The sequence below is a fragment of the Pseudomonas sp. JQ170C genome (assembly GCF_035581345.1).
Taxonomy (GTDB): domain Bacteria; phylum Pseudomonadota; class Gammaproteobacteria; order Pseudomonadales; family Pseudomonadaceae; genus Aquipseudomonas.
On record NZ_CP141608.1, the window covers coordinates 583,637 to 603,598 of the forward strand.

Annotated in this window: 20 protein-coding genes; 2 read left to right on the top strand and 18 right to left on the bottom strand. The window is 64.6% G+C overall.

Annotated elements, in window-relative coordinates; all coding sequences use genetic code 11:
- Window positions 1-38 precede the first annotated feature (38 nt).
- Window positions 39-1,304: an Hsp70 family protein gene (locus U9R80_RS02545; RefSeq protein WP_301838222.1), complete on the bottom strand. Its 1,266-nt coding sequence runs from the start codon at window positions 1,302-1,304 to the stop codon at window positions 39-41.
- A gap of 162 nt (window positions 1,305-1,466) precedes the next feature.
- Here U9R80_RS02545 and cbpA point away from each other — a divergent pair, with 162 nt between their 5' ends.
- Both cbpA and U9R80_RS02555 read left to right on the top strand, forming a co-directional pair.
- Window positions 1,467-2,423: a curved DNA-binding protein gene (gene cbpA / locus U9R80_RS02550; protein ID WP_301838220.1), complete on the top strand. Its 957-nt coding sequence runs from the start codon at window positions 1,467-1,469 to the stop codon at window positions 2,421-2,423.
- A gap of 2 nt (window positions 2,424-2,425) precedes the next feature.
- The gene (locus tag U9R80_RS02555) at window positions 2,426-2,731 is read left to right on the top strand and encodes a chaperone modulator CbpM (RefSeq protein ID WP_301838657.1); all 306 of its coding nucleotides are present in this window, start codon (window positions 2,426-2,428) and stop codon (window positions 2,729-2,731) included.
- A 54-nt stretch (window positions 2,732-2,785) separates the two neighbouring features.
- On the opposite strand, the gene U9R80_RS02560 is transcribed toward U9R80_RS02555, so the two are convergent.
- From U9R80_RS02560 to U9R80_RS02640, 17 genes are all read right to left on the bottom strand, one after another.
- Entirely contained in the window at window positions 2,786-3,307 is a 522-nt protein-coding gene (locus U9R80_RS02560) for a GNAT family N-acetyltransferase (RefSeq protein WP_301838218.1), read from the bottom strand.
- A 6-nt stretch (window positions 3,308-3,313) separates the two neighbouring features.
- On the bottom strand, window positions 3,314-3,841 hold the full coding sequence (locus tag U9R80_RS02565; protein WP_301838217.1) for a GNAT family N-acetyltransferase: 528 nt from the start codon (window positions 3,839-3,841) through the stop codon (window positions 3,314-3,316).
- Window positions 3,842-3,877: 36 nt separating this feature from the next.
- On the bottom strand, window positions 3,878-4,576 hold the full coding sequence (urtE, locus tag U9R80_RS02570; RefSeq protein ID WP_301838216.1) for an urea ABC transporter ATP-binding subunit UrtE: 699 nt from the start codon (window positions 4,574-4,576) through the stop codon (window positions 3,878-3,880).
- A 63-nt stretch (window positions 4,577-4,639) separates the two neighbouring features.
- Entirely contained in the window at window positions 4,640-5,461 is an 822-nt protein-coding gene (urtD, locus tag U9R80_RS02575; RefSeq protein WP_301838655.1) for an urea ABC transporter ATP-binding protein UrtD, read from the bottom strand.
- A 35-nt stretch (window positions 5,462-5,496) separates the two neighbouring features.
- Window positions 5,497-6,576: an urea ABC transporter permease subunit UrtC gene (urtC, locus tag U9R80_RS02580; RefSeq protein ID WP_301838215.1), complete on the bottom strand. Its 1,080-nt coding sequence runs from the start codon at window positions 6,574-6,576 to the stop codon at window positions 5,497-5,499.
- A complete protein-coding gene (urtB, locus tag U9R80_RS02585) occupies window positions 6,576-8,075 on the bottom strand; it encodes an urea ABC transporter permease subunit UrtB (RefSeq protein WP_301838214.1) in 1,500 nt (499 codons plus the stop codon). Before urtB ends, urtC begins: the two co-directional genes overlap by 1 nt.
- Before the next feature lie 103 nt (window positions 8,076-8,178).
- The gene (gene urtA / locus U9R80_RS02590; RefSeq protein WP_301838213.1) at window positions 8,179-9,444 is read right to left on the bottom strand and encodes an urea ABC transporter substrate-binding protein; all 1,266 of its coding nucleotides are present in this window, start codon (window positions 9,442-9,444) and stop codon (window positions 8,179-8,181) included.
- Between the two features lie 204 nt (window positions 9,445-9,648).
- Window positions 9,649-11,064 carry a D-serine/D-alanine/glycine transporter gene (cycA, locus tag U9R80_RS02595; RefSeq protein ID WP_301838212.1) on the bottom strand — a complete coding sequence of 472 codons (1,416 nt, stop codon included), beginning with the start codon at window positions 11,062-11,064 and terminating at the stop codon, window positions 9,649-9,651.
- A 110-nt stretch (window positions 11,065-11,174) separates the two neighbouring features.
- Window positions 11,175-12,185 carry a FecCD family ABC transporter permease gene (locus U9R80_RS02600; protein ID WP_301838211.1) on the bottom strand — a complete coding sequence of 337 codons (1,011 nt, stop codon included), beginning with the start codon at window positions 12,183-12,185 and terminating at the stop codon, window positions 11,175-11,177.
- Window positions 12,182-13,129: an ABC transporter substrate-binding protein gene (locus U9R80_RS02605; RefSeq protein ID WP_301838210.1), complete on the bottom strand. Its 948-nt coding sequence runs from the start codon at window positions 13,127-13,129 to the stop codon at window positions 12,182-12,184. Before U9R80_RS02605 ends, U9R80_RS02600 begins: the two co-directional genes overlap by 4 nt.
- Window positions 13,126-13,914 carry an ABC transporter ATP-binding protein gene (locus tag U9R80_RS02610; protein WP_301838208.1) on the bottom strand — a complete coding sequence of 263 codons (789 nt, stop codon included), beginning with the start codon at window positions 13,912-13,914 and terminating at the stop codon, window positions 13,126-13,128. The genes U9R80_RS02605 and U9R80_RS02610 overlap by 4 nt, the downstream gene beginning before the upstream one ends.
- Window positions 13,915-14,045: 131 nt before the next feature.
- Window positions 14,046-15,419 carry a PepSY-associated TM helix domain-containing protein gene (locus U9R80_RS02615; RefSeq protein WP_301838207.1) on the bottom strand — a complete coding sequence of 458 codons (1,374 nt, stop codon included), beginning with the start codon at window positions 15,417-15,419 and terminating at the stop codon, window positions 14,046-14,048.
- A gap of 61 nt (window positions 15,420-15,480) precedes the next feature.
- Window positions 15,481-17,547 (bottom strand): TonB-dependent copper receptor, encoded by a 2,067-nt coding sequence (locus tag U9R80_RS02620; RefSeq protein ID WP_301838206.1) that lies wholly within the window; start codon window positions 17,545-17,547, stop codon window positions 15,481-15,483.
- 78 nt (window positions 17,548-17,625) lie between these two features.
- Window positions 17,626-18,054 carry a DUF2946 domain-containing protein gene (locus tag U9R80_RS02625; RefSeq protein ID WP_301838204.1) on the bottom strand — a complete coding sequence of 143 codons (429 nt, stop codon included), beginning with the start codon at window positions 18,052-18,054 and terminating at the stop codon, window positions 17,626-17,628.
- A gap of 19 nt (window positions 18,055-18,073) precedes the next feature.
- Window positions 18,074-18,544, bottom strand: a complete 471-nt coding sequence (locus U9R80_RS02630; RefSeq protein WP_301838203.1) for a copper chaperone PCu(A)C — start codon at window positions 18,542-18,544, stop codon at window positions 18,074-18,076.
- A 47-nt stretch (window positions 18,545-18,591) separates the two neighbouring features.
- A complete protein-coding gene (locus U9R80_RS02635; RefSeq protein ID WP_301838202.1) occupies window positions 18,592-18,984 on the bottom strand; it encodes a DUF2946 domain-containing protein in 393 nt (130 codons plus the stop codon).
- A 101-nt stretch (window positions 18,985-19,085) separates the two neighbouring features.
- A complete protein-coding gene (locus U9R80_RS02640; RefSeq protein WP_301838201.1) occupies window positions 19,086-19,943 on the bottom strand; it encodes an SPFH domain-containing protein in 858 nt (285 codons plus the stop codon).
- Between the last annotated feature and the right edge of the window lie 19 nt (window positions 19,944-19,962).

The following is a 19,962-nucleotide window of genomic DNA, read 5'->3' on the forward strand; positions in this document are numbered from 1 at the left end:
CTCCTACCGTAGGAGCGGGCTAGCCCCGCGATCAGGTGCTAGCCGTAACGCTTGCGCGCCTCAATCGCCAAGCCGCTACCGATACTGCCAAAGATGTTGCCTTCCACATGCCGCGCCTTGGGCAGCATCGCCGCCACGCTCTGGCGCAACGCCGGAATGCCGCTCGAACCCCCGGTGAAGAACACCGTGTCCACCTGCTCCACACCCACCCCGGCCTTGACCAGCAGTTCGCTGACGCTGCCGCGCACGCGTTCGAGCAGGCTGTCGATGGACGCCTCGAACAACGCCCGGGTCAGTTCCACGCTCAGGCCCGGCTCGACGCGCTTGAGGTCCACCAGGCGGTGGTCGGCGTGGGTCAGCTCGATCTTGGTTTCTTCCACTTCCATCGCCAGCCAGTGCCCGGCGCGCTGTTCGATCAGCTTGAACAGGCGGTCGATGCCATTGGTGTCCTCGATGTCGTAGCGCATGCTGCCCAGCGCCAGCTGGGATTTTTGCGAGTACACCGAGTTGATGGTGTGCCAGGTCGCCAGGTTCATGTGGTGGCTGGTGGGCATGAAGGCGCCGCTTTTCATTCGGCTGCCATAGCCGAACAACGGCATCACGCCCTGCAGGCTCAGTTGTTTGTCGAAGTCGGTACCGCCGATGTGGACGCCGCCGGTGGCGAGGATGTCCTCATGGCGGTCGTCGAGCATGTGCCGCTCAGGTGCCAGGCGCACCAGGGAGAAGTCCGAGGTACCACCGCCGATGTCGACGATCAGCACCAATTCCTCACCCTGGATGTTCGACTCGTAGTCGAAGGCGGCGGCAATCGGTTCGTACTGGAAGGAGACTTCCTTGAAGCCGATCTTCTTCGCCACCTCTGCCAGGGTGTCTTCGGCTTCCTGGTCGGCGGCCTGGTCGTCATCGACGAAATGCACCGGACGGCCCAGTACCACTTCGTCGAACGCGCGGCCGGCGTTGGCTTCAGCGCGCTTTTTCAGCTCACCGATAAACATGCCCAGCAGGTCCTTGAACGGCAGGGCGGTGCCCAGCACGCTGGTGTCGTGCTTGATCAGCTTGGAGCCCAGCAGGCTCTTGAGCGAGCGCATCAGCCGGCCTTCATAGCCTTCGAGGTATTCGTGCAGGGCGAGGCGGCCATACACCGGGCGGCGCTCCTCGATGTTGAAGAACACCACCGACGGCAGGGTGATCTTGCCGTCTTCCAGGGCGATCAACGACTCAACGCCGGGGCGATGCCAGCCGACAGTGGAGTTGGAGGTGCCGAAGTCGATGCCGCAGGCACGGGCCGGGGATGCGTCACTCATGGGATGTACTGTCCGGGGGAAAAACGGCCGCGCAGTTTATGCCAGTTGTCAGCAGAATCAAGACCGAATATCTGCTTTGCATCAAACCCGCGGATGCCTTGTAAAGGCTATGCTTGACCCCCATCTACAGCAGCATCAAATTTACCGATGGTGGTTCCTTAGATGGACTTCAAAGACTACTACAAGATACTCGGCGTAGAGCCCACGGCGGACGACAAGGCGATCAAGACCGCCTACCGCAAGCTTGCACGCAAGTATCACCCCGACGTCAGCAAAGAGCGTGACGCCGAAGAAAAATTCAAGGAGGCCAACGAGGCCTACGAGGCCTTGAGCAGCCCGGAAAAACGCGCCGAATACGACGAACTGCGTAAATACGGCCAGCATGGCCGGCCGTTCCAGGGGCCGCCGGGCTGGGAAAGCCGCAGTGGCGGTGGCGGGTTCGAGGGCGGTGACTTTTCCGACTTCTTCAGCTCGATCTTTGGCGCGCGCAGTGGCAACGGCGGCGGCAACCCCTTTGGCCGCGGCCAGCAACGCAGCACCGGTCGGCGAGGGCAGGACGTGGAAATGGAACTGGCGATTTTCCTCGAGGAGACCCTGTCCACCGAGTCGAAACAGATCAGCTTCCAGGTGCCGCAGTACAACGGTAGCGGCCAGCGCACCGGCTTCACCACCAAGACCCTGAACGTGAAGATTCCGGCCGGTGTCAGCGATGGCGAGAAGATCCGCCTCAAGGGCCAGGGCGCACCGGGCATTGGCGGCGGCGCCAACGGCGACCTGTTCCTGACCATTCGCATGGCACCGCACCCGCTGTTCGATGTCGAAGGCCATGACCTGATCATCACTGTGCCCCTGGCACCGTGGGAAGCGGCCCTGGGGACCAAGGTGGCGATGCCGACCCTGACCGGCAAGATCAACCTGACCATTCGCCCAGACAGCCAGAGCGGTCAGCGCCTGCGCGTCAAGGGCATGGGCCTGGCCAACAAGCAGGGCCAGCGCGGTGACCTGTATGCACAGCTGAAAGTGGTGATGCCGAGCCAGAGCGACGACGCGACGCGCGAGTTGTGGAGCAAGCTGGCAGAAAAGGCAGCATTCAATCCGAGGACACAATGGAGTAACTGATGATGAGCAGTACCCTGGTCGTTCAACTGGACATGCAGACCCTTTGCCAGGAAGCCGATTTGCCGGCGGCCTACGTGATCGAAATCGTCGAACACGGCATTGTCGAACCTTCTGGGCGAACGCCGGAAGAGTGGCTGTTTGACGATCAGGCCGCCGTGCTGGCCAAGCGCGCCGCCAAGCTGCAGCGCGACCTTGCGCTGGAGTGGGAAGGGGTGGCGCTGGCGCTGGAGCTGCTGGAGGAAGTGCAGCTGCTGCGCAGCGAGAACAGCATGCTCAAGCAGCGGCTGGGCAGGTTTTTGCAGGGGTGAATGGATCGCGGGGCAAGCCCGCTCCTGGCAAAGGAGCGGGCTTGCCCCGCGATGCTATATCAACTTGAAATACAACGCCGTCGTCCGATAAACCCCGTCCGGCCCACAGGCATACTGCGGAATCTCCCCCGCCTTGCTATACCCCAGCGACCGATAGAACCCCTCGGCCCCTGACCCCGCCTCGGTATCCAGGTACAACAACCCCCGCTGTTGCTGACGCGCCGCAGACTCCAGCGCCTGCATCAACTGCTGCCCCAGCCCGTGCTGGCGAACTTCGCTGTGCACCAGCAGCTTTTGCACTTCCGCCCGGTTCAAGCCATTGGGCTTCTGGCACAACCCAAGTTGCACGCTGCCCAGCACTTGCTTGTCCTTGCTCACCACCCACAGCATCAGCTCACCGCTGGCCACACGCTGCCTGACCTCGTCGAAGTAGCTGTTGGCCTGCTGCGCATCGATATCGGCCATAAAGCCGACCGAAGCGCCGTGGCGTACAGCGTCGATCAACAACGCCACCAGGCCGTCACGGTAGTGGGCGAAGCTTTCGTGGGTCACGCGGTTGAGTTGCGCAGCATTCATCGGACATCACTCCGTCGAGCGTGGGGGCATACCGGGGTTGAGGATCAACTGCATGAACGTCAGGTCAAGCCAGCGGCCGAACTTCACGCCAACCTGGGGCATCTGTCCGTTGAGGCTGAAGCCCAGGCGTTCATGCAGGCGAATCGAGGCGATATTGCCGCTTTCGATGGCGGCGACCATCACATGCTTGCCGCAGGCTCGGGCACGCTCGATCAGGGCCTGCATCAGCATAGGCCCCAGGCCGTTGCCGCGCTGGTCGCTGCGGATGTACACCGAGTGCTCGATGGTGTGGCGAAAGCCTTCAAAAGGCCGCCAGTCGCCGAAAGAGGCATAGCCAAGGACCTCGCCGGTATCGCCCACCGCCACCAGGATCGGGTAGCGCTGGGCCTGGCGGGCATCGAACCAGGCCTGGCGGTTGGCCAGGTCCACGGGCTGTTCATTCCAGATCGCGGTGGTGTTGAGCACGGCGTCGTTGTAAATGTCGCGAATGCCCGGGAGGTCGGCAGGAACGGCATCACGCAGCAGGTAGGTCATGGCAGTTTCTCGAACAGGTACGCAGTGGCGTTCAGGTTAAATGGTTACCAGGCCGCGCACACCTTCGGCCTCCATATTTTCACCGCGTCCGGCCTGGACAATCTCGCCCCGGGACATCACCAGGTACTGATCGGCAAGCTCGGCGGCAAAGTCGTAGAACTGCTCCACCAGCAAGATGGCCATGTCGCCGCGGGCGGCCAGCTTGGCGATCACGGCGCCGATTTCCTTGATCACCGATGGCTGGATGCCCTCGGTCGGTTCATCGAGGATCAGCAGGCGTGGCTGGCTTGCCAGGGCCCGGCCAATGGCCAGTTGCTGTTGCTGGCCGCCGGAGAGGTCACCGCCGCGGCGGTGCTTCATTTGCAGCAGGACGGGGAAGAGTTCGTAGATGAACGGCGGCACGCTCCTGGCCTGGCTGGCGCTGAAGCGCGACAGGCCCATCAGCAGGTTTTCCTCGACGCTCAGGCGCGGGAAGATTTCCCGCCCCTGGGGCACGTAGGCAATGCCGGCCTGGACCCGTTGATGCGGCTTGAGGGCGGTGATCGGCTGGCCTTCCCAGTGCACGCTGCCTTCGCGGCTGGGCAGCAGGCCCATCAGGCAGCGCAGCAGGGTGGTCTTGCCCACGCCGTTGCGGCCCAGCAGGCAGGTGACTTCGCCCACCCGGGCCTCGAAGGAGAGGCCACGCAGGATATGGCTGCCGCCGTAGTATTGGTGCAGGGAGTCGATTTTCAGCATGTTGTTGTCCTTGTTAGGTCATCGCGCGGTAGGAGCGGGCTTGCCCCGCGATAGCGCCAAATCTCACCGCCCCAGATAAACCTCGATCACCCGGTCATCGGCCTGCACCTGCTCCAGCGAGCCTTCGGCCAGCACACTGCCCTGGTGCAACACGGTGACGTGGTCGGCGATGCTGCCGACAAAGCCCATGTCATGTTCCACCACCATCAGCGAGTGTTTGCCCGCCAGCCCCTTGAACAGCTCGGCGGTGAACGCGGTCTCGGCATCGGTCATGCCGGCCACCGGTTCATCCAGCAACAGCAGTTGTGGGTCCTGCATCAGCAACATGCCGATTTCCAGGAACTGCTTCTGACCGTGGGACAGCAACCCGGCCTGGCGCTGGGCGGAGGTTGTCAGGCGAATGGTGTGCAGGACTTCATCAATGCGGTCGCGCTGTTCGCCGTTCAGGCGTGCTACCAGGCTGGCCAGCACCGACTTGTCGGCCTTTTGCGCCAGCTCCAGGTTCTCGTAGACGCTCAGGGCCTCGAACACGGTGGGTTTCTGGAATTTTCGCCCGATGCCGGCCTGGGCGATCTGCACCTCGCTCATGCGGGTCAGGTCCAGGGTGTCGCCGAACCAGGCCTTGCCCGTGGTGGGGCGGGTCTTGCCGGTGATCACGTCCATCAGGGTGGTCTTGCCGGCGCCATTGGGGCCGATGATGCAGCGCAACTCGCCGACGCCGATGTACAGGTTCAGGGCATTCAGGGCCTTGAATCCGTCAAAGCTGACGCTGATGTCCTCAAGGGTCAGCACGGTACCGTGGCGCACATCCAGCCCCTGGCCGCGGGCCTGGCCCAGGCCGATGGCGTCGCGACCGCTGCCGCTGTCGAGGATGGGTTCGAGCATGAATTCCGGGTGGGCCGGTGGCAGTGGTATGGCTCTCATTGTTCGCCCCTTTTCTTCAGCAGGCCGACCACGCCCTTGGGCAGGTACAGGGTGACCAGAATGAACAGCGCCCCCAGGCAGAACAGCCAGTACTCGGGGAAGGCCACGGTGAACCAGCTCTTCATGCCGTTGACCAGGCCTGCACCGAGCAGCGGGCCGATCAGCGTGCCGCGTCCACCCAGGGCTACCCACACGGCGGCTTCGATGGAGTTGGTCGGCGACATTTCGCTGGGGTTGATGATGCCCACCTGCGGCACATACAGCGCACCGGCCAGGCCGCACAGCACGGCGCTGAGCACCCACACGAACAGCTTGAAGCCGCGTGGGTCGTAGCCGCAGAACATCAGGCGGTTCTCGGCATCGCGCAGGGCGGTCAGCACCCGGCCGAACTTGCTGCGGGCCAGGCGCCAGCCCAGGTACAGGCTGGCCACCAGCAAGGCCACGGTGAGCAGGAACAGCACCGCCCGGGTGCTTTGTGCGGTGATCTCGAAGCCCAGGATGCTGCGAAAATTGGTGAAGCCGTTGTTGCCACCAAAGCCGGTTTCGTTGCGAAAGAACAGCAACATGCCGGCGAAGGTCAGGGCCTGGGTCATGATCGAGAAGTACACCCCCTTGATGCGCGAGCGAAAGGCGAAAAAGCCGAACACCAGCGCCAGCAGTCCCGGCGCCAGCACCACCAGGCACAGGGCCCAGGCAAAGTGCTGGGTACCGGCCCAGTACCAGGGCAGCTCGCTCCACGACAGAAAGGTCATGAAGGCGGGCAGGCCGTCGCCGGCGGCTTCGCGCATCAGGTACATGCCCATGGCATAGCCGCCCAGCGCAAAGAACAGGCCATGCCCCAGCGACAGCAGCCCGGCATAGCCCCAGACCAGGTCCAGGGCCAGGGCGACAATGGCGTAGCAAAGGATCTTGCCGACCAGGGTCAGGGTGTAGGCCGAGACCTGCAGGCCGTGGCCGTCGGGCAACAGCGACAGCAGCGGCAGCGCCAGCAGCACCAACAGGGCCGCGGCGCCGACAGCCAGGGTCCAGCGCGGGCCGGCCTTTTGGGTGGCGGTTACAAGCAGAGGCTGGTTCATCAGTCGATTACCCGTCCCTTGAGCGCGAAGAGGCCTTGCGGGCGTTTCTGGATGAACAGAATGATCAGCGCAAGGATGAGGATCTTGCCGAGTACCGCACCGATCTGCGGCTCCAGCAGCTTGTTGGCGATGCCCAGGCCGAAGGCCGCCCAGAGGCTGCCGGCGAGCTGGCCGACACCGCCGAGCACCACCACCAGGAACGAGTCGATGATGTAGCTCTGGCCAAGGTCGGGGCCGACGTTGCCGATCTGGCTCAGGGCCACGCCGCCCAGGCCGGCGATGCCCGAACCGAGGCCAAAGGCGAGCATGTCCACGCGCCCGGTGGGCACGCCGCAGCAGGCGGCCATGTTGCGGTTCTGGGTGACGGCGCGCACGTTCAGGCCCAGGCGAGTGCGGTTGAGCAGCAGCCAGGTGAGCAGCACCACGAACAGGGCAAAGCCGATGATCACGATCCGGCTGTAGGGCAGCACCAGGTTGGGCAGCACCTGGATGCCGCCGGAGAGCCAGGCCGGGTTGGCCACCTCGACGTTCTGGGCGCCGAACAGCAGGCGGATGGCCTGGATCAGGATCAGGCTGATCCCCCAGGTGGCCAGCAGGGTTTCCAGCGGACGACCGTACAAGTGGCGGATCACCGTGCGCTCCAACAGCATGCCGACCCCGGCACTGACCGCGAACGCCACCGGCAGGGCAACCAGGGGGTAGAACGCGAGGGCGTCGGGTGCGTAACGCTGCATGAGGATCTGCACCACATAGGTGGCATAGGCACCGAGCATCAGCATCTCGCCATGGGCCATGTTGATGACCCCCAGCAGACCGAAGGTGATTGCCAGCCCCAGGGCGGCCAGCAGCAGGATCGAGCCCAGGGACAGGCCACTGAAGGCCTGGCCGAGCAGCTCGCCGATCAGCAGCTTGCGCTTGACCTGGGCCAGGCTGGTCTCGGCGGCGGTGCGCACGTTGGCGTCGGCTTCAACGCCGGGTTCGAGCAGCGCCTCAAGGCGCGTGCGGGCCATGGGGTCGCCGGTCTCACCCAGCAGCCGCACGGCTGCCAGGCGTACCGCAGGGTCCTCGGCAACCAGCTGCAGATTGGCCAGGGCCAAGCCCAGGGCTGCGTGCACGGCGGCATCGGCTTCGGCAGCGTAGCGTCGATCGAGAAAGGCGACCTGGGCCGGTTGCGCGCTTTTTTGCAGTTGCTGGGCAGCAGTCAGGCGCACCTGGGCGTCGGTGCTCAGCAGTTGATGGCTGGCCAGGGCGTTGTCCACCAGGCCACGCAGGCGGTTGTTCAGGCGCAGCTTACGGGTGTCGCCGGGGGCGATGCGGCCTTGCTGCAGGGAGGTCAGCAGCTCGAGCCGGGCCGGGTCGGGTTGCGCCGCCCAGCCTTGGAGCAGACGGGCCTGCTCGTTGGCCTTGGCGGCAATGAAGTAGTCGGCGTCGCTTGCCTGGGCAGCCAGGGGCAGCAGCAACAGCAGGCCGAGGAGGAGGCGGTGAAGGGCCTTGGGCATAAGCGCAGTTCCGTCGCGGTTCGGGAGGTGTATTGATAGGTCGGGCCTGTTTCGCGGGGCAAGCCCGCTCCTACCGTAGGAGCGGGCTTGCCCCGCGAAGGGCTCAGTTACCTTTCACCGCATAGTCCGGGCGCTTGTCATTGCCCGGAATGAACGGGCTCCAGGGTTGCGCGCGCAGCGGCTGCTCGGTCTCCCAGACCACGTTGAACTGCCCGTCATCCTGGATCTCGCCGATCATCACCGGCTTGTGCAGGTGGTGGTTGGTCGCGTCCATGGTCAGGGTGTAGCCGGACGGTGCCTTGAAGCTTTGCCCGGCCAGGGCTTCACGGACTTTGTCGACGTCGGTGGACTTGGCCTTTTCCACCGCCTGGGCCCACATGTGGATGCCCACGTAGGTGGCTTCCATCGGGTCGTTGGTCACGGCCTTGTCGGCGCCCGGCAGGTTCTTGGTCTTGGCGTAGGCTTTCCAGTCGGCCACGAACTGGCTGTTGACCGGGTTCTCCACCGACTCGAAGTAGTTCCACGCCGCCAGGTGCCCTACCAGCGGCTTGGTGTCGATGCCGCGCAGCTCCTCTTCACCCACCGAGAAGGCCACCACCGGTACGTCGGTGGCCTTCAGGCCCTGGTTGGCGAGTTCTTTGTAAAAGGGCACGTTGGAGTCGCCGTTGACCGTGGAGATCACCGCGGTCTTGCCGCCGGCGGAGAATTTTTTGATGTTGGCGACGATGGTCTGGTAATCGCTATGTCCGAAGGGGGTGTAGACCTCTTCGATGTCCTTGTCGGCCACGCCTTTGCTGTGCAGGAAAGCGCGCAGGATCTTGTTGGTGGTGCGCGGGTAGACGTAGTCGGTGCCGAGCAGGAAGTAGCGCTTGGCCGCACCGCCTTCTTCGCTCATCAGGTATTCCACTGCCGGAATGGCCTGCTGGTTCGGCGCGGCGCCGGTGTAGAAGACGTTGGGCGACATCTCTTCGCCTTCGTACTGCACCGGGTAGAACAACAAGCCGTTGAGCTCTTCAAACACCGGCAGCACCGACTTGCGCGACACCGAGGTCCAGCAGCCGAACACCACCGCCACCTTGTCCTGGGTCAGCAGCTGGCGGCCTTTTTCGGCGAACAGCGGCCAGTTGGAGGCCGGGTCGACCACCACCGGCTCGAGCATTTTGCCGTTGACCCCGCCCTTGGCGTTGATCTGTTCGATGGTCATCAAGGCCATGTCCTTGAGCGATGTCTCGGAGATCGCCATGGTCCCGGACAGCGAATGCAGGATACCGACCTTGATGGTCTCGGCGGCCTGGAGGGTCCAGCTCAGGCCCATCGCGGCGATGGACGCGCTGAGGGTAAAGGCCTTGATCAGACTGCGACGCTTCATGGTGCTCTCTCCGTTGAGTTCAAATGTGCGGGTAAGGCAGATGGCGACTTCGGGAGAGAGCTGTAGCAAGGGCTGTGCCGAGTCAGCGCAAGGCTCTGGCACGGGCTTTTAGGCGAAGAAAGGGAGAGGGTTGCACCGGCCTGGGGCCTGGCATGGCAGGCGGTGCAGCCGGTTGCGCGGTACTGGTGCGCAACCGGCCGGGGCTCAGTTGTGTTGCGAGGCGACCGGCTGGCGATTGCGCCGCACGAACTGATACGTCACCGCCAGCAGCACGAACCACAGCGGCGTCACGATCAGCGCCTGGCGGGTGTCGCTTTCAAGGCTGAGCAGCACCAGGATGAAGGCGAAGAACACCAGGCACACCACCGACATGAAACGCCCGCCGGGCATCTTGTACTTCGATGCCTGGTGCAGCGCGGCGCGGCGCTTGCGGTAGCTCAGGTACGACAGCAGGATCAGGGTCCAGACAAACATGAACAGGATCGCCGACACCGTGGTCACCAGGGTGAAGGCCTCGATCAGGTCAGGGACCACATACATCAGCGCAGCGCCCAGCAGCAGGCAGGTGCAGGAGAAGTACAAGCCATTGGCCGGCACCTTGCGGCTGGAGAGGTGTTCAAAGCTGCGTGGCGCATCACCCTGCTGGGCCAGGCCGAAGAGCATGCGGCTGGTGGAGAACACGCCGCTGTTGGCCGAGGAGGCGGCCGAGGTCAGCACCACGAAGTTGATGATGCTCGCCGCGGCAGGCAGGCCGGCCAGCACGAACAGTTCAACGAACGGGCTCTTGCCCGGCACCACGTCACGCCACGGCGTGACCACCATGATGGTGATCAGGGCCAGCACGTAGAAAATGATGATCCGCACCGGAATCGAGTTGATCGCCCGCGGCAGGGTGCGCTCGGGGTTCTTGGCCTCGGCGGCGGTGGTGCCCACCAGTTCGATCCCGACAAAGGCGAACACGGCAATCTGGAACCCGGCGAAGAAGCCCATCAGGCCATGGGGGAACATGCCGCCGTCGTTCCACAGGTTAGCCAGGTCTGCCGTACGCCCCGTTGGCGACTGGAAGCCGGCCAGTACCATGTACAGGCCGGTGCCGACCAGGGCGAGGATGGCGACGATCTTGATCATCGCGAACCAGAATTCGATCTCGCCGAACATCTTCACGGTGATCAGGTTCAGTGACAGCAGCAGGCCGACACAGGCCAGTGCCGGCGCCCACTGGGGCAGGTCGGGGAACCAGAACTGTGAATAGGCCGATATCGCGATCACATCGGCGATGCCGGTGATGATCCAGCAGAACCAGTAGGTCCAGCCGGTGAAGTAACCCGCCCAGGGGCCGAGCAGGTCGGCGGAAAAGTCGATGAACGACTTGTATTCGAGGTTCGACAGCAGCAACTCGCCCATGGCACGCATGACGAAGAACAGCATGAAGCCGATGATCATGTAGACGAAGATGATCGAGGGGCCGGCCAGGCTGATGGTCTTGCCGGAGCCCATGAACAGCCCGGTACCGATGGCGCCGCCGATGGCGATCAGTTGGATGTGGCGGTTGGACAGGCTGCGTTCCAGGTGTTCGTGTTCGTCGGGCGAGGGATGTTGCGGGGACAGGTTCGCGGTCATAGGCTGGGGCATTCCGTTCAGAGCAATTTCTTGTGCGCGCTAGGCTAACACGCGCATTCCGGGTGCAGCCGCGACAATACGTCTCAAGACCAATGGCGGCTTGACCGTGGTTATCGCTTGCGCATCAGGCCGATGAAAAACAGACCACCAATGGCAGCCGTGGCGATGCCGATGGGCAGGTCTTCGGGTGAAATCAGGGTGCGTGCGGCCACGTCGACCCAGATCAGGAACAGGCTGCCCAGCAGCAGACACACCGGCAACAGCCGGGTGTGTTCGGCACCGACCAGGCGCCGGGCGATGTGCGGGACCATCAGGCCAACGAAGCCGATCGAGCCGCTGATCGCCACCAGCACCCCGGTCAGCAGCGAGCAGATCAGGAACGCCGCCAGCCTGACCGAGCGGGCATTGAGGCCCAGGGTCACGGCGGTCTGCTCGCCGGCCATCAGTGCATTGAGCGCACGGGCCATGCCCAGCAACAGGGTCAGCCCCAGCAGCACGCTGATGGCCGGGATCGGCAGCAACTCCCAGCGCGCCAGGCCCAGGCCGCCGAGCATCCAGAACATCACTGCCGAGCTTGCCCGGTGGTCGCCCATGAACAGCAGCAGGTTCGCGGCCGCCATCATCACAAAGGCCACCGCCACGCCGCACAGCAACAAGCGGTCGCTGTCCAGGCGGCCATGGCGGCTGGCGATGGCCAGCACCAGCAGCATGCTGCACAGGGCACCGATGAACGCCGCCAGCGGCAGGGTCAGCACACCGAGCAGCTCACCGACATGCAGCACCACCAGTACCGCGCCCAGGGTGGCGCCAGAGGTGACGCCGAGCAGGTGCGGGTCGGCCAGCGGATTGCGGGTCACGGCTTGCAGCACCGCGCCGATCATCGCCAGGCCACCGCCCACCAGGGCGGCCAACAGCATGCGTGGCACCCGGATCAGCCAGACGATATGTTCCTGGCCGGTGGTCCAGGCCGGTGTTTCGGGGGCGATGCCGAACAGCTTGAACAACAACACCCGCCACACCACCTCGACCGGCACCGGGGCAGCACCAAAGCCCAGCGACACCACGCAAGAGACCAGCAGCAGGCCGATCAGGCCGAGCAACAGCAGGCGATAACGACTCATGCGCCGTGCAAGCCCGCGGCAATGGCTTCGATGGCTTCGACGTTTTCCAGGCTTGGCGTGGCGGCCACATAGGGGATCACCACAAAGCGCTTGTCACGGATTGCCGGCACCGACTGCAAGGCCGGATGCTGCTCGAGGAAGGCCTGTTTCTGCGCGGCACTGACTTCGCCGTAGTCGACGATGACGATTACCTCGGGGTTGCGCTCCACCACGCTTTCCCAGTTCACCCGGGTCCAGCTGGCCTCGATGTCGTCGAGCACGTTGCGCCCGCCGGCTGCCTCGATCAGCGCCTGGGGCATGCCCAGGCGGCCGGAGGTCATGGCGCGGTCTTCACCGCTGTCATAGAGGAACACCCGCGGGCGTTGCGCGGGCACGCGCTGCTGCACGGCGGTGACCCGTTGCTGCATCTGCGCGATCAGTTGTTTGGCGCGATCCTGCACATCGAAGATCCGGCCCAGGTTGCGCAGGTCGGTGTAGGTGTCGTCCAGGCTCGCGGCCGGGCGCTTCATCACGAAGGCGCAGGATTCGGTCAGTTCGTACACGGCAATGCCCAGCGGCGCCAGGCTCTGCGGTGTCAGGTCGCCGCCCACGCGCATGCCGTAGTCCCAGCCGGCGAAGAAGAAATCGACATTGGCGTTGAGCAGGGTTTCCACCGACGGGTACTTGCTGGCCAGTTCCGGCAGGCCGTCGAGTTCCTTTCGCAGTTCCGGGGTGACTGCCTTCCAGCCGCTCACGCCGCTGTAGCCGACCATGCGTGAACGCAGGCCCAGGGCGAGCATCATCTGGGTCATGTTGATGTCGTGGCTCAGGGCGTGCTCGGGCGCTTTGTTGAAGGTCACCTGGCGGTTGCAGCTCTGGATGCTCAAGGGGTACTGGGTGGCCTGGGCAAAGGCGCCGGCGCTGGCGAGCAGGCCCAGGACGAGTAACAGGGTGGTTCGTATCATCGCTGGGTTATCCAGGTTAGACGTGGGTGGTCGGCCAGGGGATGGCGGTCGATGAGGGCGTGTACGCCGAAAACCTCGTGCAGCAGCGTGGTGGTCAGCACCTCGTCGGGCGTGCCGCTGGCGACAATGCGCCCGTGGTCGAGTACATACAGGCGATCACAGAAGGCGGCGGCCAGGTTCAGGTCATGGATGCTCGCCAGGGTACCGATGCCCAGGCGGCGCACTTGCGCCAGCAACTCCAGTTGGTAGCGCGGGTCGAGGTGGTTGGTCGGTTCATCGAGGATCAGCACCTGGGGCTGTTGGACCAGAGCCCGGGCGAGGATCACCCGCTGCTTTTCGCCACCCGAGAGGCTGGCGAATTCATGATCGTCGAAGCCCACCAGGCCCACGGCCTGCAAGGCGTCCAGGACCTGCTGGCGGTCAGCCTGCGTGTCGCCATCGAACAGGCCCTTGTGCGGGGTGCGGCCCATGGCGACCACTTCCTCGACATTCAGGCCGAAGGCATCGGGAAACTCCTGCAGCACCACGGCGATGCGCTGGGCACACCAGCGTGGCGACTGGCGCCACAGGTCATGCTCGTCCAGCTTCACATGGCCGCGTTCGGGCTTGTTGAAGCGGTAGGCGCAGCGCAGCAGGCTGGTCTTGCCGCTGCCGTTGGGGCCGATCAGGCCGACGAATTCGCCGGGCTTGACCTGCAGGTCGACCGCGCGCAGCTGGAACTGATGATGACAATGGCCGTGGCCCAGGGGCGACCAGTGCAGGTCGCTGATAGTCAGGGTGCTCATGTCAGTCCTGCTGAAAACGGGTCGCCATGTTAGCGGATTTGCATGCCTGTAGGAGCGGGCTTGCCCCGCGAAGCGATGTAACAGTGAGATCGCTATCGCGGGGCGAGCCCGCTCCTACAGAGGGTGGTCAGTCATACCGCATCGCGGGGCACGCTCGCGGCTGCGCGCAGCCCTATGCGGTCCGCCAGCCACACCAGCAGCAGCGAGACCCCCACCAGCGGGAAGGCGACGCCCAGGACCAGCATGATCACCGTCGCGGTCTTCCAGCGCGGCAGGTCATGACGCAACGGCGGTACGCCCAGGCCACCTTCAGGCCGACGCTTCCACCACATGACCAGGCCACTGACCGAGCCCAGCAGGATCATCAGGCACACCAGCAGAATGACCAGCTGGTTCAGCGGGCCGAACATCTTGCCCTCGTGCAGCATCACGCCCAGCTCGGTGGCACGGGCGACGCCGTTGTAGTCCTGCCAGCGCACATCCACCAGGACCTTGCCGGTGTACTGGTCGATATGCAGGGTGGCATCGTTGCGCGGGTCGTCGGCGAACACGGCGATGGTGTACACCCCTTCGGCGCTGGTGGGCAGGGTAATGCTGTAGCCAGGGACGACCTCGCGGCTGCTGGCCAGTTCCTGGACCTGTTGCAGGCTGATCTGGGGCGCGGCCGGTGCGCTCGAACCCATGGTGTGCCCGGCATGTTCGGCGTGGGCACCGGACTGCGGCATGGGCGTGTTTTCCATGGCCCAGGGCACGGTCTGGCGGGAGGCGGTGTTGAGCGTGCGGGCCTGTTGATCGGATTTGGGCACGTCGTTCCACATGGCCGCCGGAAAGCGGTTCCACACATCGGCGTACTGCTTGCCCCAGAACCCGGTCCAGGTCATGCCGCTGAGCAGCATCAACAGCAGCAGGGCCGAGCCCCAGAAGCCCGTGACTGCATGCAGGTCGCGCCACAGCAGACGCCCGCGCGCATTCAGGCGCGGCCAGAGGACGCCGCCCGTGCGCTGGCCGCGAGGCCACCAGAGGTACAGGCCCGACACCACCAGCACCACGCCCCAGCCGGCCGCCAGCTCAACCAGGCGGTCACCGACGGTGCCGACCATCAGCTCGCCATGCAGGGCCCGGGCGACGGCTTGCAGGTTGTTTTTCGCATCCTGCTCGCCCAGCACGCGGCCGTCGTAGGGGTTGATGAACACATTGAGCTCGCGGCCGGCATCCTGCACCACGAACTGGGCGCTGCGATCGCTGGCAACGGCGGGCAGGTATTGGGTCACCTGGCCCTTGGGGTACGCCTGATGAACCTGCTGCAGCAGGCTGTCGGCGGTTTGGCTGTGGTGTCCGGCCTCGACCACCATCAGGTCGCGATAGAGCAAGGGGTCAAGCTGGGGCTTGAACAGGTAGATGATCCCGGTGATTGCCAGCAGGATCATGAACGGCGCAACGAACAGCCCGGCATAGAAGTGCCAGCGCCAGGCCAGGTTGTAGAAAGAGGGGGTCGGTTTGCTCATGGAGCGCTCCCGTGTAGTGCCTGGGGTGAGGCGCGATCGAGGATCGCGCCCGGGTCGGGGATCAGAAACTCAGGTCGACCTTGGTCCAGAGCGTACGCCCCGGCTCGTTGATCGCCTGTGGGTCACTGGCGGGGTAGCCGAAGCCTGCGTTACCCGCCAGGTTCAGGTGTTCGGCGTAGGCCTTGTCGAACAGGTTGTCGACCCCCGCGCTGAGCTTCAGGTGCTTGCTGAGCTTGTAGCTGCCGTTAAGCGAGAACACCCCGAAGCCCGCACTCTTTTCATAGTCCTTGCCCACCACATTGCCGTAGTCCTCGGCAATGCGGTTCTGTGCCGCCACCACCCGCCACAGGGCACCGGCACTCCAGTCGTCGCGGCTGTAGGTAAGGCCCAGACGACTCTCCAGGGGAGGCATCTGCGGTAGCGCCTTGCCATCACTGCTGTTCTTGCCCCAAGCGTAGGCCAGGGTAGCGTCGGCTTTCCAGTTGGAGGTCAACTTATAGGCCGCACCCAGTTCGCCGCCCATGATCCGCGCGTCGATGTTGTCGGCGCGGGAGCTGGGCATGCCCATCATCCCTGAGCGGTAGTCGAACAGGATGTAGTCGCGGATCTGCCCGAGGTAGCCCGAGGCCCAGGCTTGCAGGTCTTCGGTCTGGTACTGGATGCCGACGTCGAGCTGGGTGGTTTTCTCCGGCTTGATGCTGTCGAAGGCATTGACCGAACCTGCCGGGCCCGACTTGGGCGAAAACAGCTCCCAGTAGTCGGGGAAGCGCTGGGCATGGCCCAGGCCGACATAGGTGGTGGCGGGCAGGTCGAGCAGGTCGTGCTCGTAGCGCACAAAGCCGCTGGGCAGGGTGTCGGCACGGGTATCGCCGCGGGTGGCGCTGGTGGCGCGGTAGTCCTTGGCCGAGGCCCGGTCCAGGCGGGCGCCGGTGATCAGGCGGTCCTGGTCGGCGGCGTACCAGGTCAGCTCGCTGAAGGCGCCGTAGTTGTGGAAGTCGGCGTCCTTGGTCCAGGGCATGCCCTTGTGCACATCGACGCCCATGCCGCCACGCTGGCGGTGCTCGTTGGTCTGCGCATCGATGCCTGCGATCAGTTGCAGGTCGCTCCAGCGCCAGGTGCCCTTGAGCCGGCCACCCAGGGTGCGCCGGTCGACGTTGCTGACCATCGGCATGCCCATCATGCCGGTGCCCGAAGGCGTGCGCAGGCTGTAGTTGTCCATCACGTGGTCGGCATAGTTGTAGTAGACCTGGGCTTCGAGCTTGTCGAACACGTCGCCGATGTTGGACTTCTCGAACCGCAGGCCCAGGCTTTCGCGCTTGAACTGCGAACCGTCCATGCCGCGCCCGGCATAGCGGGCTTCGCCATCGCCCTTGCCGGCGGTGAGCTCCACCAGGGTGTCGGCATCAGGCGTCCAGCCCAGGGCCACATCACCGTTCCATTTGTCCCAGCGTGACGGCACGGTATCGCCGTTGCCGTCTTCGTAATCGTCCGAGTGCGATTGGTTGCCGACAAAACGCACATAGCCCAGGCGGTTGCCGGCGGCGGTGTCCAGGACCTTGTCGAAGCGCCCGTTGGAGCCGCCCAGCAAGCTGGCATTGACGCGGCTGCCGAGTTCGCCGAACTGCTCCGGCTCGCGGTCGAAGAGGATGGTGCCCGCCGAGGCGCCTGGCCCCCAGATCACGCTTTGCGGGCCCTTGATCACCGTCAGGCGGTCATAGGTTTCCGGCGAGATGTACGACGTGGGGGCGTCCATGCGGTTGGGGCAGGCACCGAGCATCACGCCGCCATTGGTGAGGATGTTCAGGCGCGAGCCGAACATGCCGCGCAGCACCGGGTCGCCGTTGGTGCCGCCGGCGCGGATGGCCGAGAAGCCGGGGATGGTCTTGAGGTAGTCGGCACCGTCGCTGGCCGGCACCGGCTGGCGCGGGTCCTTGGGGTTGGTGACGATGGTCAGCGGCGAGCTTGGGGCAACGGCGGTGATCACCGTCGGGCTCAGTTCGTTGTGTGCATGGGCATGCTCATCGCCCTGGGGATTCGCGGCCAGGGCCAACGGGGTGAGCAGGGTGCCGCAAATCGCGGCGACGGTGCCTTGCAGGGACAGATTAAAAACAGCAGTGCAGCTGGACATAGTGATTCCAACATCGATCAGTCATGGGGGCGCGCACGGTCATCGGCATGTGCCGGACCGGTAAGCGCAACAGTGGCTTCAGACGACGATGAGGGACGGTGGCGCGCGGCTGCGGGCGCCGGGGAACACGGTCTGCCGGGCGTGGCCCTGGCGCGGCTGGACGACCAGCGTGCTGCTGGCGGGTGTGGCTTCGGTGTTGAGCAGGCTCAGGGCCTGGGGCAGGGCCGGGCAGTGGAAGAACAGGCTGCAGTAGCCGCACTTCTCCCAGATCACGTGCAGTGATGCGTCGCTGCCGTGGTGGCTGTCCGCATGACAGTCGGCCGGGCTGTCCATGGCCATGCTCATGGCCATGTCCTGCGCCATGGCACGGTGATCCATCGGCATCGACTGGGAAACCAGTGGGCCGATAAAGATCATCAACATGGCGAACAGGCTCAGCCAGCTGCCACGCGCCCTCTGGGTGTCAGGGCGGGCGGTGCGGGCGAGCTTGCTGCGGGCGATGCTCATGGCGAGCAGCGTTCAGCGATCAATGCGTGTGGGCAGTGCCTTCTGGTGGCTGCTTCTGCACCGCGACTTCGACTGTGACATCGCCGGCGTTCTTGAAGTGCAGGGTCAGCGGGAAGCGCTTGCCGTCACTCAGCAGGCTACGGTCCTTGGGTTGCATCAGCATCACGTGATAGGCACCGGGGGCAAAGACCAGGTCCTTGCCGGCGGGTACTTCGACGTTCTGCACCTGCTGCATTTTCATCAGCCCATCCTTGTGCACATGTTCGTGCAACTGCGCGTCATCGCTGATCGGGCTGTCGACGCCCAGCAGCGTGTCGGCGGTTGCGCCGTTGTTGTGGACAACGAAATAGGCGGCAACGTTGGGGGCGTTGGGCGGCAGTTCCTGCGACCACGGATGGGCGATTTGCAGGTCGCCCTTGGTGTATTCGTGGGCGTTGGCAAAGGTTGCCGGCAGCATCAGTGCAGCCAGCAGCAGGGCGTTCTTGAACATGGTGATTCTCCAGTCGATTCAGGTTCGCAGCAGGTAGCGCGGTGAATTCAGACCAGAGGGGAGGCGCGGGGATTGAGCGATGGCCAGAGCTGGCGCGGGGTGGGCTGGAAGGTTGCGAGCAGCGGTTCGCGTGCGGCGGGCAACGCCAGTGGAGGGGCCAGTTGCGCTGTGTGCCCCGCAAGCGCGAGCAGGGGCGCGGCGCCGGAACAGCACCAGCAATGCTGCATGCTGGCCTTGGCATCGCCTTGATCGCCCAGGTCGAGTTTGCCCAGCGCCATGATTTCAGGCGTGAGCGTGCTGCCGACACTCGAGCAGAAGGCCCCCCACAGCAGTTGTTCGGCCGGGCCCCTGGGGGCGGCGGACGCCAACGGCATGGCCAGCAGATTGAACAGCACTGCAAAGCAGGCAATCCAGGCAATGGCGGGCCGATGTGAGGGCATGGAGGGATCCGGTCAGGAATCAAGTGGGGGCTATTGTAACGCCCAGTATAGGAAAAATTGCCGGGGGTGCGGTGAAGTGCCGCACACCCGGCAGGCAGTGCTCAGACTGGCTTGTTGCGGCCCATCAGGCCGCGCACGGTTTCTTGCAGGTCGGCGGGCAGGACAACGACTTTGGCGTTGTTGCTGCGGGCAAGGTTTTCCATGGCGCCGATATAGCGCTCACCCAGCAGGTACATGGCAGGGGTGATCTCGGTGCCCACTGCGTCCTTGACCAGGGTGATCGAACGGGCCGAGGCCTCGGCGAGGTTGATCTGCGCTTCGGCGTCGAGCTTGGCCGCCTGCTGGCGGGCTTCGGCCTCGAGAATTGCGGCCTGCTTGGCGCCTTCGGCGCGGGTGACGTCGGCTTTACGCTCACGCTCGGCGGCGGCCTGGCGTTCCATGGCCGCCTGCATGTTTTCCGAGGGCTTGATGTCCTGGATTTCAACCGAGCGTACGGTCACGCCCCAGTCTTCGGTCTGCTCGGACATGGCCTCGCGCAGGTGGGCCTTGATCTGTTCGCGGCTGGACAGTGCTTCGTCCAGGTCCATTGCGCCGACGATGGCGCGCAGGGACGTCATGGTCAGGCTGGTCACGGCGAAGGAGAAGTCCTGCACACCGTAAGCGGCTTTTTGCGGGTCGACGACCTTGGCGAAGCACAGGGCGTTGGCGACGATCACCGCGTTGTCACGGGTGATGATTTCCTGCTGCTGCACGTCGAGGATGATGTCCTTGGTCGGCAGGCGGTAGGCAACCACGTCGACGTAGGGGATGACGATATTCAGGCCGGGCTTGAGGGTGCTGTGGTAGCGGCCCAGGCGCTCGACAATCCACTCCTCGCCCTGGGGCACGATGCGTACCCCCTTGAACAGGGTGACGAAGACGAATGCGGCAAGCGTGGCGACGACGATGAGGCTGGTCATGGTTCAAGGTTTCCTTTTG

What these genes read in the sequence shown, in the direction of transcription:
- U9R80_RS02545 (WP_301838222.1), bottom strand. Translation starts at nt 1,304, where the DNA reads ATGAGTGACGCATCCCCGGCCCGTGCCTGCGGCATCGACTTCGGCACC.
- cbpA (WP_301838220.1), top strand. Translation starts at nt 1,467, where the DNA reads ATGGACTTCAAAGACTACTACAAGATACTCGGCGTAGAGCCCACGGCG.
- U9R80_RS02555 (WP_301838657.1), top strand. Translation starts at nt 2,426, where the DNA reads ATGAGCAGTACCCTGGTCGTTCAACTGGACATGCAGACCCTTTGCCAG.
- U9R80_RS02560 (WP_301838218.1), bottom strand. Translation starts at nt 3,307, where the DNA reads ATGAATGCTGCGCAACTCAACCGCGTGACCCACGAAAGCTTCGCCCAC.
- U9R80_RS02565 (WP_301838217.1), bottom strand. Translation starts at nt 3,841, where the DNA reads ATGACCTACCTGCTGCGTGATGCCGTTCCTGCCGACCTCCCGGGCATT.
- urtE (WP_301838216.1), bottom strand. Translation starts at nt 4,576, where the DNA reads ATGCTGAAAATCGACTCCCTGCACCAATACTACGGCGGCAGCCATATC.
- urtD (WP_301838655.1), bottom strand. Translation starts at nt 5,461, where the DNA reads ATGCTCGAACCCATCCTCGACAGCGGCAGCGGTCGCGACGCCATCGGC.
- urtC (WP_301838215.1), bottom strand. Translation starts at nt 6,576, where the DNA reads ATGAACCAGCCTCTGCTTGTAACCGCCACCCAAAAGGCCGGCCCGCGC.
- urtB (WP_301838214.1), bottom strand. Translation starts at nt 8,075, where the DNA reads ATGCCCAAGGCCCTTCACCGCCTCCTCCTCGGCCTGCTGTTGCTGCTG.
- urtA (WP_301838213.1), bottom strand. Translation starts at nt 9,444, where the DNA reads ATGAAGCGTCGCAGTCTGATCAAGGCCTTTACCCTCAGCGCGTCCATC.
- cycA (WP_301838212.1), bottom strand. Translation starts at nt 11,064, where the DNA reads ATGACCGCGAACCTGTCCCCGCAACATCCCTCGCCCGACGAACACGAA.
- U9R80_RS02600 (WP_301838211.1), bottom strand. Translation starts at nt 12,185, where the DNA reads ATGAGTCGTTATCGCCTGCTGTTGCTCGGCCTGATCGGCCTGCTGCTG.
- U9R80_RS02605 (WP_301838210.1), bottom strand. Translation starts at nt 13,129, where the DNA reads ATGATACGAACCACCCTGTTACTCGTCCTGGGCCTGCTCGCCAGCGCC.
- U9R80_RS02610 (WP_301838208.1), bottom strand. Translation starts at nt 13,914, where the DNA reads ATGAGCACCCTGACTATCAGCGACCTGCACTGGTCGCCCCTGGGCCAC.
- U9R80_RS02615 (WP_301838207.1), bottom strand. Translation starts at nt 15,419, where the DNA reads ATGAGCAAACCGACCCCCTCTTTCTACAACCTGGCCTGGCGCTGGCAC.
- U9R80_RS02620 (WP_301838206.1), bottom strand. Translation starts at nt 17,547, where the DNA reads ATGTCCAGCTGCACTGCTGTTTTTAATCTGTCCCTGCAAGGCACCGTC.
- U9R80_RS02625 (WP_301838204.1), bottom strand. Translation starts at nt 18,054, where the DNA reads ATGAGCATCGCCCGCAGCAAGCTCGCCCGCACCGCCCGCCCTGACACC.
- U9R80_RS02630 (WP_301838203.1), bottom strand. Translation starts at nt 18,544, where the DNA reads ATGTTCAAGAACGCCCTGCTGCTGGCTGCACTGATGCTGCCGGCAACC.
- U9R80_RS02635 (WP_301838202.1), bottom strand. Translation starts at nt 18,984, where the DNA reads ATGCCCTCACATCGGCCCGCCATTGCCTGGATTGCCTGCTTTGCAGTG.
- U9R80_RS02640 (WP_301838201.1), bottom strand. Translation starts at nt 19,943, where the DNA reads ATGACCAGCCTCATCGTCGTCGCCACGCTTGCCGCATTCGTCTTCGTC.